This window comes from Roseivirga spongicola, from assembly GCF_034376045.1.
In the GTDB taxonomy this organism is placed as follows: Bacteria; Bacteroidota; Bacteroidia; order Cytophagales; family Cyclobacteriaceae; genus Roseivirga; species Roseivirga spongicola.
In genome coordinates this window covers 816,027-827,980 of the sequence record NZ_CP139724.1, presented here as the reverse complement: position 1 = coordinate 827,980, position 11,954 = coordinate 816,027, and the positions used below count along the sequence as shown (strand labels likewise).

10 protein-coding genes are annotated in these 11,954 nt (G+C 37.4%); 3 read left to right on the top strand and 7 right to left on the bottom strand.

Going from position 1 to position 11,954, the window contains the following annotated elements; all coding sequences use genetic code 11:
• The first annotated feature begins 74 nt into the window (after positions 1-74).
• On the top strand, positions 75-1,424 hold the full coding sequence (locus T7867_RS03680) for a hypothetical protein (protein WP_068215882.1): 1,350 nt from the start codon (positions 75-77) through the stop codon (positions 1,422-1,424).
• Between the two features lie 32 nt (positions 1,425-1,456).
• Positions 1,457-1,822 (top strand): hypothetical protein, encoded by a 366-nt coding sequence (locus T7867_RS03675; protein ID WP_068215880.1) that lies wholly within the window; start codon positions 1,457-1,459, stop codon positions 1,820-1,822.
• Positions 1,823-1,827: 5 nt separating this feature from the next.
• Here T7867_RS03675 and T7867_RS03670 read toward each other — a convergent pair whose 3' ends face one another.
• The 7 genes from T7867_RS03670 to T7867_RS03640 all read right to left on the bottom strand — a co-directional run bounded on the left by T7867_RS03670 (position 1,828) and on the right by T7867_RS03640 (position 11,299).
• Positions 1,828-3,354 (bottom strand): type IV secretory system conjugative DNA transfer family protein, encoded by a 1,527-nt coding sequence (locus T7867_RS03670; RefSeq protein ID WP_068215878.1) that lies wholly within the window; start codon positions 3,352-3,354, stop codon positions 1,828-1,830.
• A gap of 14 nt (positions 3,355-3,368) precedes the next feature.
• Positions 3,369-3,671 (bottom strand): hypothetical protein, encoded by a 303-nt coding sequence (locus T7867_RS03665; RefSeq protein ID WP_068215875.1) that lies wholly within the window; start codon positions 3,669-3,671, stop codon positions 3,369-3,371.
• Positions 3,672-3,673: 2 nt separating this feature from the next.
• On the bottom strand, positions 3,674-3,940 hold the full coding sequence (locus tag T7867_RS03660) for a helix-turn-helix domain-containing protein (protein WP_084375602.1): 267 nt from the start codon (positions 3,938-3,940) through the stop codon (positions 3,674-3,676).
• A 134-nt stretch (positions 3,941-4,074) separates the two neighbouring features.
• A complete protein-coding gene (locus T7867_RS03655; protein ID WP_068215871.1) occupies positions 4,075-6,264 on the bottom strand; it encodes a DEAD/DEAH box helicase in 2,190 nt (729 codons plus the stop codon).
• A complete protein-coding gene (locus T7867_RS03650) occupies positions 6,261-7,571 on the bottom strand; it encodes an ATP-binding protein (RefSeq protein ID WP_221405960.1) in 1,311 nt (436 codons plus the stop codon). The genes T7867_RS03655 and T7867_RS03650 overlap by 4 nt, the downstream gene beginning before the upstream one ends.
• Positions 7,568-9,751, bottom strand: a complete 2,184-nt coding sequence (locus T7867_RS03645) for a tellurite resistance TerB family protein (protein WP_068215869.1) — start codon at positions 9,749-9,751, stop codon at positions 7,568-7,570. Before T7867_RS03645 ends, T7867_RS03650 begins: the two co-directional genes overlap by 4 nt.
• A gap of 207 nt (positions 9,752-9,958) precedes the next feature.
• A complete protein-coding gene (locus tag T7867_RS03640) occupies positions 9,959-11,299 on the bottom strand; it encodes a site-specific integrase (RefSeq protein ID WP_068215867.1) in 1,341 nt (446 codons plus the stop codon).
• A gap of 256 nt (positions 11,300-11,555) precedes the next feature.
• Between T7867_RS03640 and T7867_RS03635 the strand changes: the two genes are divergently transcribed.
• A complete protein-coding gene (locus tag T7867_RS03635) occupies positions 11,556-11,810 on the top strand; it encodes a GIY-YIG nuclease family protein (RefSeq protein ID WP_068215865.1) in 255 nt (84 codons plus the stop codon).
• Positions 11,811-11,954 lie beyond the last annotated feature (144 nt).

Below are 11,954 nucleotides of genomic sequence, written 5' to 3'. Positions count from 1 at the left end.
TATTGGATTTTTAAAATCCAATCTGGATTTTTTGGATTTAATTGGATAGTTTTCGAAAAACTAAGTGCACACATATGAAAAATGAGCAGCTATTAGACTCTATCTTAGAATACAGTGAAATCGTAGGAAAACAGGAAGGTGGATGGTGGAAATATGAAGAATGGTATAGGAAATCTAATTTTAAGTCATGGTCACGGACCTATTGTTATTATCTCGTCCGGGCCGCACGCTCTCACAAGGGTGAAATATCATTTTCCAAATTAAATGCTCGAGAAAAAGGCTTCTATGAGAAGATATCCGTAGAGGGGCCGAAATTCATTGAAGTAGCAAAGACATTTATTGCAGAGAGTGGAAGGGATAATTTCGTTGATAAAAAATGGTTTTTTTATTTTCTATCTGTAGCGGAAAGAAAAAGTAAACACCTGAAAATAGCTAGGGCTTTATTGGAAACTTCAATTGGAAATGTAGCAGAGTTGGAAAACGTTGTTGATGGTTTCAGCAAAGACTATTCTGGGACTTATGAAATAATCAAAGGGAATAGGAAGGTTATATATTTTGATTTAAAAGATGATCCAGTTAACACTACACGTGAACTTCATATAAAGGCAGTATATATGAATCCTAATGATGAGATAATGTTAGGGACTTATACAACTTATGATGAACAGTTTGTTTACTCAGGTCTAATAGTACTTCACCAGATTACGAATGAAAAATTCAGTGAAGATGAGATGAAACCAATTCTTTGTTCCTATAGGTTAAACTCAAAGGCGTTTATAGCTATTCCTGAAGCGATCAAACAATATCTTTCATTAAAGAAAAGGAACTATAGAAGCGTTCCCAGAACCGTGCCTAGCCTTGATGAGTTACAAGTATACTTAGATGAGTATGTGCCTTTAAAGAATAAGAAAAATAGGTTTCTTGAGCTGGAAATACCTAGAGTATATTTGGCAACACCTCAAGGTTCATCTAAACAAAATGGTTCTTCAGAAAAGGTCGGCCAACCCCAAAATGTAGATAAACTGATTTTGGAAATTGAAGGTGCGTTGAAAAATGAAAAAGTGCAGCTTATTAGTAAGCAGACTGATTCCAATATGCCTGCCAGTGATTTAAAATCAATAGATAGCCTAAAATTGTTAAAGAGAACAAGGTTTTTTATTCTGGTAATTACTAATGTTAATAAGGCATCATATTCTCTAGTTCAACTAGGTTGGGCATTGGCACACTGCAAGTATATAATGCTTATATATAATGATTTATATGTCTCAGACAGGATCAAATCAATAAGTACTAATGTAATCAATAAGCATATCTATAAATCTTTGTCTTCCGAGAAAGAAAGAAGAGAAATTGCAAACGCAATTAGAACATTCGTTCACGACAATATGGAAAAATTTGTTGACAGCAATTTGGAAAAGGATTAGACTAAATTTGTACTAATTTTTGGAGCGACTTGATGTTACAGTTAACAGAGTTATTGAACTCTTTCAGAAATGCCTCGGATAAGAAGGAAGAAGATTTAGACCTAATTTCAATAGCCATTGAAACTTTAGAACAACATAATTGGGACCCTGATTTGTCAGCAATAAGTTTGATGATCTGTGCAGGTGGTACCGAGTTAACTGATGCTCAAAATCAAATGTTGCTGGAGCTAATTAAGGAAAAGGCACATTCTCAATCTCCAAGAGTGAAATTGAATGATGACCAAAAAATTGATGCACTTGTTAAGTGTTTAGAAAGGGGTAACCCTGATCAAATTGATCTGAAATACATTAGAGACTGGCAAATCAGGAATATTCAACAAGTGAGTGTGCTTGGATAATAGTCCTACTGTTTGAACTCCACTATGGCAAAATTGGAATCCTTATCATCCCAAAGCTTTCCAGGCTTGAATACCAGTGCTTGAACTTTGTGACCATTCTCTTTTCGACCCGTTTTTAGGGTAGTAAAATGATCTGGGGTAACCTTGTAGTGAAACTGCATTGATTTGGACTTGGTTAAATCACTGTCTTTGTTGTAGCTAGACGAATAAACATCAATCCAATGTTTTCCAATAAGATTGGAAGCCCACTCGTTTGTGGTGATATCAGCATTGTTAGCGAAGTATTTGAGGTTCAAATTCCCAAGAAGACTATATGCCCGGGCTTGAGGCTGGCTATCCCCCATTACAAAGAAGAGGTTGTTGATGTTCTGTGTAATGTACACGCATGCAACCCAGGAACTTCGCGCGGTAGCCTGGAAGAGACTGTCTGAAACAGGATTGCAAAAACTTTGGTATTCATCGATGAATAGCCCAATTGGTTTGGGGTCTGTCTCATCTGTTAAATTCCGTCTTTCGCATGCGTTTTGGAATGCAGTTTTATAAATAGTTGCGGCATAGATAGCACTCAAACCAAACTCTTTTACAGGGAAGTCAATGATGAGAATCTTCTTCCCCTTGATTATTGATTCAGGGGCTAACTCTTTACTTAAACCTTGTGAAAATTGATCTTTTAGAATGCCATTTCCGATAAAAGCTTCCACACACCCCATGTAGCTCTCAATTATTATTGAGGCTGTTTTATCCGAAATATTGGCAAATTCTTTTAACCAATAGTCAAGGATAACATCTGTTTCTTCAGAACCGTAATATGGGCCACTTATGATCATATCGATGACCTCGACAAAATAGTTAGATGACTTCCACTCGGTTAAATCCTGAAAGGCTTGGTCTTTTACCCGTTTATCTATTTGTTCATTACTAAAAGCGAGTTTCGTAAGATTGAAATAACGCTTGGCATCTTCGTCTCGAAAACAGTTAACAACGATTTTTCGCATGTTGTAGATGCTCACCTCTTCACCTGCAAGACGGAGTAAGGCAATTGTCCGGGAAATTAATCTCCTTAATGACTCATCCCAGAAGCGTTCATCTTTGTTACCAGAATTACCACTCTGGTATATGCGGCTTTGTTCATTGAGATTCATCAAAATGTTCAGGGCATTTAGGACATCACCTGAACCATCCCCGTCTCGGTCCAACTCATACTTAAGAAAGTTGAATTTTAATCCGCTTGCTTTGTTAAATACGATCTTATCTTCAGTGCGGCCGCAATCTTCTATATAAGCCTCCCATCTTTCTCTTTCTTCCTTCTTTGCACAGAAAATAACCATGCCAAATCCCTTGTTAAGCATGGCTTGCCCCACATATTTTCCAATTGCTGAAGTCTTACCACTGCCGGTGGCTCCGGTTATTAATGTTCCTTCAAGACTGTCAGCCCAAGAAATTGAGGTGTCCGTGGTTGGAACCCTGTATAATTCCTGATCGAGAATTTTTTCGAGGTTAGGTTGTTTACTGATTTTTCCAAAGAGACCCATAGAAGTACGATCAGCTAATTATTTCGATCATCTTTTCCGAGATCCTTGGGCTTTTCGGAGTTGTCCCTTTCAATTCCATATCGCTGGTTCATACGTTGGTATGGATTATCTTTCATTGCTTCCAGAACTTTTTTGTGTTCGTTTATTCGATCCTCGAATCCTTTGGTATACTCGCTTGGTTCTCCTTTTGGTCTTTCCAGTTTGTCGATGAGCTGAGGGAACTGGCTGATGACCAATTCGGCATCATTATATGCTCTTTTGTATAAGGCAGATAATTCAAGCTGTTCTTTATCGGCCTTGTTTTCCTTATCTCCCATGATCAAAAAGTTTTAGATTTTTTGCTCTCAATGAATTCTTCAATAGAGAACCTATTATAGAGTATTGTTCGATCGTTTATTTTGGAGAATTCGATTTCCCCATTGTCTCTCATTTTTTGGAGGGTACTTTTGGAATTTATGTGCAGGATTTCCATAACTTCTTTGCCATCAATCCATTTGTTCAATTCCTTTTCTGTTGGCTGGAGTCTTTCAACCAATTGATTAAGTAGTTCTTGAAAGGCTTTACTCTCTATAACTATAACCTCCATATCTCCTCCATTGGTACTGTGTTGAAATCCAATTCTAACATTTTTGATTATCAAATACGAATTTGGGACAGATAAATAAACACATTCTATTTTGTGGAGTGAAGTTCAATTTTAATGAGGCTGCAACTAGAGTTTTAAACTAGGTGTAATTTAATCCATTCTCTAGCTCGCTCTACATCAAAGTAATTCTGGCCATAGCCTATATTGAGCAAAGATTCGGGTAAAAAATCGTCATACTTTTCAATCCTTTTTTCTCTGACAGACAAGGCAAGATCTGAATTGGTGAGCTGCTTGTTTGAGCATGATTCAAACAGTGAATTTGAAACAGATTCCAAATTCGTTTTTTCAATTTCTATGATGCCTGAGAATATAGAGACCTTATAATTAAGCTTAATCAACATTGTGGCAATCGTATTTACAATTTTATCACCCATCCAGGGGACTATATATACGTAATCGTTATTTTGAAAAATTCTCCGCTCATGAAGTAATGCTTCCTGGAAGAATTCGAGTCCCTCGTTGAAAAGAGATTTGGCGGTTGAGTCTAAGTAATCTACCTCAGACGTGCCAACTGGAATTTTGTAGTTTCCACTTTTATAGATGTTAAACATTTCTTGTCTGACAATATCGTGAACTATCATTCCATGGCCATTGAATTGCGGAGGATCCCCTCCTTTAGAAGGAGATACAATTATGGTTTTATTATCAGTATTAATGTTTTCAACCCTCCATCGTTTGCCAGAAAAAATAATGTGTTGTCCTTCCAATATTAGGGTGTCAACAGGCAAAGTTCCCAATGTCTTATCTCCAGCAATTACTCGAAATTCTTGAGGGGTCTTAAAAACCGTATAGAAATTATAGCTATTTGTTAAATATTCACCTTTAAGCCCTAAAACCAGTTGTCCTCCAGATATTTGTGTAAGCAGGTCTTGTTGCCCCATATGGTGTAGGAGTTCTTTAAACTGCTCGACCGTTACATTATTGAAGCATCCCTCTTTACAGAGAGAGTTGTAAATTTGATCTGCCCTAATGCCACCCCATTGGGCAATTAGCGCCAAAATTTGATGCAGAAGTGTAGAAAAGTGAAAGCTTCCTAAATCAGCTGGTTCATACCATTTTTGAATAATAAGAAGCCGGGTCATCGCTATTGATTGAAGTAACTCTATTCTCAACTTGTCTCCGATGCTAGAATCTACGTTTATTTCCTTTTCAGAAATAAGCATTCGGAGCGTAGAGGGGGTGTTTCTTCGTCCAGAACGACCTAACCTTTGACGTAAACTGGCTACAGAATGAGGTGCAGTTACCTGTATAACAGAATCCACTTTTCCTATATCAATCCCAAGTTCCAGAGTCATTGTGCAAACTGCCGTAGTGGGGAGATTATCTTTTTGAAGTCTGGCTTCTAAAGCTTCTCTAAGGCTTTTATCAAGCGATCCATGATGTGGAAAAAACTCATTAGGAACAACTTCTTGTTCACACATATCACTTAATTGAGCGCTAATACTTTCAGTTCTTTTTCGGCTATTCGCAAATATCAAATGTGAACCTCCTCTACAGAGAGAAAAGAGATCAGTACATATTCGATGAAATGCTGGTATCTTCTGGTCGTTGTCTATAGGGTCAATATAGCCTTGAATGCCAAACCTAATCTGAGAGTTGGATTTACTCTCCTTAATTATGGAACAGGGCATTTGGGCGTTTTGTCTTAATACCCCAGGGATTTCATCTAAGTTGCCTAAGGTTGCACTTAAAGCTACCCTTGGAATAGGCTCTTCAATCTCTTGGAGTAGGGCTTCTAGTCTATTTAAAAGTGATAAGAGGTGTTGACCTCGTTCAGTACCGATGAAGGCATGAAATTCATCTATTACAATGTACTTTAAGGATGAAAAGGACCTTTGAACCCAGCCAGAATTCCTGATCAATAATGATTCTAACGACTCAGGTGTTATAAGTACAATGCCAGAAGGGTTGCGTTTTGATTTGGTCTTTAGGCTTTGTGCTACATCACCGTGCCAGGGAGTAACATTAATGTCGGTAATGATACTTAGACTTTCAAGCCTTCTATATTGATCATTGATGAGAGCTTTTAAGGGGCTAATGTAAAGTATTGAATAGCCATCCTTTTCATCTATTGTTGAAGAACAAGCTGGTAGAAAAAATGCCTCTGTTTTACCAGCTGCTGTAGAGGCGCTGATGATCACATCCTGATTTCCAGCCAGTATTGGAGGAATAGCGTCATTTTGAATTTGTCTCAAACCGGTCCAGCCCTGTTTGAAAATCCATTTTTGTATACGCCTATCTAAACTATGAAATGGCTCTGTCATAATTTGAAAGAAACCAACTCATCGTCAGAATTCAGTGGCCCATCATCAATATCACTTGGTGTTTCTATAGCAATTGTTGTGTCCTCAATTAAGTTCTGCCAATCAAGTTGTGGGTTTTGTTCTAAGACACTCAATAGGTCTATGAATGCCTTTATAGTGTTTCTAGGTGTAGTGAAATAGGCATTGCCTATGGTTTTGTTACAATGATCTAGGAATGATTTTAGAGCACTGTCGTCAACTAGGTATTTAGTAGAATCTCCACCGGCAAAAACATTTCTCAAATTCTTAAGCAAAATGAACAACTCTTCAGGAGTAAGGCTTGCGAGGTGAAGGGCAGGGGAGGAATAATCAATGACACCTGCTCTATTGGCAAAACTGTTTTCAGCCAATCTTGTCTGAAGAGCATCATAACTGTAAAGACCTTTCCTTGGATCAAGTAAGAATTCCGGTGTGCCACCCAATAGAAACCCAAGATTCTCAGCACTTCCCTGAAGACAATCATTCAAAATGCGAAGAATTTGCTCATAATTAGACGTTCTGGCTTGAGTGCTATGAAGTTTATACAGGTTAACCATTTCATCTAAATTGACCAGAAGCCCATTGTAGCCCGCTTGTTGCACAAACAAACTCATTAACTTTAAAGCGTCATAGAAATGATCATCTGAAATAATTGTCCTCACGCCCAGATCATTTTTTGCATCTGTTTTTGTAGTGTACTCAGCTCTAAGCCATCGAATAGCATTAGATTTAAGATGTTCATCACCCGCTTCATGCCCTTGCCAATATGCCTCAATGACTTTTGCAAAATCATACCCGCCCACCAATTCAGTTAGCGCCTGAAGTCTTGTTTGGATAGATTCCGTAACATCAATACCTTTTTGATCAGCCTCCTGACGGGCCAGTGTGATGAATTTTTCCACTATGGTTGTTAGTGCATTGCCATCTGGCTTGGTTCTGGTTGAAATATTCCTCATCAATTCAGAATATAAATTTCGAGCCTGCCCTCCTGAAGCATGAATTCTTCTATCAGGGGATAAGTCTGCATTTACAGTCACGAGCATTTTTTCTAGTGCGATTGATCTCACTACACTCAAGAAGAATGTTTTTCCAGAGCCGTAGTCTCCGATAATTAAGCGGAATGCTGAGCCACCATCACAAACCCTTTCAATATCCTTGTGTAGAGCTTGAAGCTCTTTACTTCGACCTACCTGAATATGCTGTATTCCAATTTTTGGAGTAACTCCAGACTTTAGTGACTGAATGATTGCATCCTTTTCCTTTGTTCTAATTTTGATTCCACTCATCATGTTTCCTCGTATTCTTTTAATTCTTCCGCAATTTCTCGATCGACAATTACATCAACATCCTCTTCAAGTACCGGTGCGTTTACTTTTTCAAAAGCCCATTCATTTATGCTATCAATAGCAGATTGAACAAAAAAGCCATATTCAGAACAAATTCTTTCGAATTCATCTTTTTCTATTCGGTCTCGATGAGAAATAATTTGATAGATAGACAATGCTTTATTTTCAAGTGTTTGTTCAGGAATGGCTTGGATCATTTCTTCTTCCTCATCTTCATTCTTGAAAATATTATTCAAAATGTCCTGAGCTTGTTTGGTTTCTGTTTCATGAAAACTTAAAACACTCTCGTCTAGAGAGAAGGATTTGTTTTGATTAGTTTTTGGAACGGCATCTTTTCTAGTAGAGACATGTTCGACTTTGCGTGAAGATAACGCGTGTATGTCTGCAGGTACTGCTGATTTATCAAATCCCAGACTGGTATATAGTTTTTCTATTTCTTTGACTTCATTAGGGTCAATTTTGCCATCAGAAAGAGCTACATGAATGATCATTTTCCTGACCAATTCTTTGTTGTGCTCACTGAGTTTTGACAAAGAATTTTTTAGACCTGAAAAATCAGAGGGTGAAATTAACAGCCATTTAAGATAGGCTTCTAATGACAATTTCTCTTCGGAAGACAGATTGTCATTGGTGTTGATAAGTTCCTGAAGATAGGTTTTTTCATTACTATGAATATGCAAATCAGCGTTCGCAATAATTGATCCTAACCGTAACTTTATAGCCACATCACGAAAGACTTTTTGTTTCTTGAATTCTATTGGTTCATGCCTATGGTAAATCACAATTGGGTCATCAATGTTGAGTTTACTACTGTGTAAGTTTAGATCTGGTGCAGCTGAGTAGCCAATTTTCTCAATGAGGTTGCAAGCTAATTCCTGCTCTTTTTTATTCAGTTTTGAAGGGAGGGGTAGTTTAGTTTGTCGCCAAAAATCTTTAAACTCACAGATGCCATCATTGGTAGTTATAATATTTTCGGCCCATAGCCTCAGGTCTTTGATCAATTGGAATTCATTAATCAACTCATTCGGTAAAAGGGCGACAGCTTCAATACTTTCTTTGTTTGAATTTTTTCTCCCGAGATATCTGCTATAAGCATCTAGGTCATCAACGCATTGATAGGCAATTTTAGCCAATTTATTGGTGGGGCCTGATAGCACTGTTACATCACTCAAGTCATGCGGACCGTATCTAAAATAGCTTAAACTTCTACTTGCGGGACGATAATGAAGGTTGAGCTTTGTTTTGTTCGGCTTTATGACAATGCCATCATTGTAGGTTTCTTTATACCTATATAAAAACAATGTTCTAAACTCTTCTGGGCAACGTCTCGCAGGTGTTCTGAAAGAGTGTTCTGGATGATTGGATATCCAGGAGAACGCAAGCTCTGGATTCAAAGGCTCACTATTTTGAGCAATTCGAGCAAGTTTTACTTTAAATACATTCGAATTTATCGAATTTTCTATTTGATCATCCTGAATGGAAAGAATATGGGGCAGGGTGATGGAAATGTATTCTAGAAGATTAGAGGAGTAGCTATTAAATGAATAATTATCTCTGAAAACTGATCTGAGACGAATTATTTCATTGCAAATCTGAAGACATTCTTCATCTCCTACCAGGCCATCTTTATAGTCCTTGATGATGCGCCTTTCCAGTCCATAAAAATATATGAATAGATATCCGATCGGGGTGTCAGACATATCACGATCACTGGCAAGCCAGTCAATATACGCACCTCTGCAACTGGGCGATAAATCAATGAAACTTGGCCAATATCCAAGGCTACTATCAGTGTAAGTATATTGGCTCTCCTTTATTTGAAGAGTCTCATCGACCAAAGAGCTTTCGGTTTCGTTATAATTTTCACCTTTTAGAACTCCGCCAAAATAAAATAGTCCTTTTGAGATGGTTTTGCTTTTTATTGAAACCTCCTCACCGGGCATGATCCATTTGCCTTTTGAGGTATTTTTAGATTTTTCTTTTTCAAAGTAAGAATAAGAGTGGATATAGTCAGTGTCACTCCTAAAATTCACTTCTGCACTCCTTGAAGGTACTTTCTTCTCTTTCTTACGAGTGAATGAATACAATACATAAATGATAAATATGAATATGATCCATCCCATGTGTCACCTTGATTAAATGCTAAAAGCGTGTATCTGTTTATTTAAAATTCTATGACCGAAATTGATTTTAAATTAAAGAAAATGATTGAATCAGAGTATTTGAAGCGCAATTAATTGTCCACAAGATGATTTAATCTATACTTTAAGCACCTTATTCAGTTTAGTCGTGTGAAGTTGACTAAAATGAAGGTCATAAGGCTTTAATCCTTAGGAGTTTAGCACTTTTTCTAATGCTTCATCCGCTTCCTTATGAATGAAGTTGGCCTGATAATTTATAGTGGTTTTTAGGTCGGTATGCCGGTAGAGTTTTTGTAGCATTAATGGGTGTATATTGTCTCCTGCAATATTTCCGAAACTATGGCGAGCGATATGATTGGATAAGTTTTTATCAATGTCGCACATATCAGCTATTCTCTTTAGGTATTTGTTTAGGAGTTTGGTTGCGTTACGAGTTTTCGTGAACAAGTCTACTTTACTTTTGGGGTCAGCTTTTTTTAAAAAGGGGAAAACGTAGTCCATTTGAGATTTTTTGCCTTTGGAATATAAGCTCAAGACCTGCGAAGCATTATTTGGAACTTTCAGACTTACGGGTTTTTCATTTTTGTTCATCTGATAATAAAGACGACCATCAACAAAATCAGACCACTTCATTTCAAGAACATCCGAAATTCTCACTCCCGCAAAATAATATGAGAATAACCAGACATTTCTGGTATGCCAAATAGAGCTTCCTTTTTCTAATTTTAGTTTCTCTATACGTTCGATCTCAGGTTTAGTAAGACCAATTTTGTTTCCAGACTTAATTCTAATTTTTTCATTTTCTCCAGCAAATGGGTAATACTTTCGATCAATGATTCCTTCATTTATTGCAAGGTTATACATTGTGCGAATGAAGATTAGCTGATTGGTTATTGTTCTGGGCTTCTGTTCTAGATAGGATGTACTGAAACTTTTAAAGTTATTAATGAAGCCCATGTCAATGTCAGAGAAACTAAGGGAGCTGTTTTTTGCAAATTCTTTAAGTTCATCATCGACACTATAAAGCCCTTTTCTAGCCTTTGAAATTCGCTCTAACCTTCGATTTTTTATCTCTTCAACCACTTTTTGTCTCGGTTTAGAATGGTTGAGGTTAATGAATTCCATTATGTTATAGAGAATTGAAATTTCAGGCTTAACAACCGAGAATTTGCCTTCATTATATTTTCTACCAATTCTTTCACTTGCCAATTGAAAGAATGAAACATTCTTTCCAGTTCGTTTTACCTTCTTTTGTATCTGCTTTGCCGACAATTCTTCTGTACTTGCTTCAGCTTCTAGTATGGCAGCGTGAGCCTCAGAAAGTTTCTTTTGGAGCAAGTTATTTAAGCGAACGGAGTTCACGTGTGACTTTTTGACTTTTGATTGCTTGAAGTCCCAGTCTTTTTCTTGTGCATATTCTCCAGTGAAAATATACCTTGTCTTACGGTCTTTTGTAATTCTGATGGCAATAGGTGAGGTGCCGTCTTTCTTCTTGTCGTGTTTCCAGAAAACCAGTTTAACAGATGCCATCTTGTTTGATTATGAACTCTGTAAAGATAATTATTGGGCAACATTATACCTAAAACATACCTAAAACAATTTGTAGTTTTGAGCAGTTCTCAACGGTTTCCAACGTACCATAAATGACCTATAATGAGTGATTAGGAGCTTTTATTGACTACACAAAACCAATAAAGACAAGGCTCATAACCCAAAGGTCGCAGGTTCGAGTCCTGCTCCCGCTACAGCGTAAAAGCCGATCATTTTGATCGGCTTTTTTTGTTTTATGACATACACAGTTTACGTTCTCTATTCTTCGAAATTCGATAAGATTTATATCGGCTACTCTAGCAATCTGGAGCAGCGAGTGCTTTCCCATAATAAACTAGCAACAAAAGGCTGGACAATAAAATTTCGTCCTTGGGAGGTTGTTTACACAGAGGATTATGTTGATAAGCCAAGTGCAATGAAAAGGGAAAAGGAGTTAAAATCTAGTAGGGGAAGAGATTTTATATGCTCAAAAATATTGAAGAAAGGCTAGTTGGGCTCATATCCGTCAGGTGACGGACGCAGGTTCGATCCCCGCTACAGCGTAAAAGCCGATCAAATTGATCGGCTTTTTTTGTTTCAATACTTTTCTCTGGTTCAACTTGCAGTGCGGATCATTCTTACTCCCATTCCAACT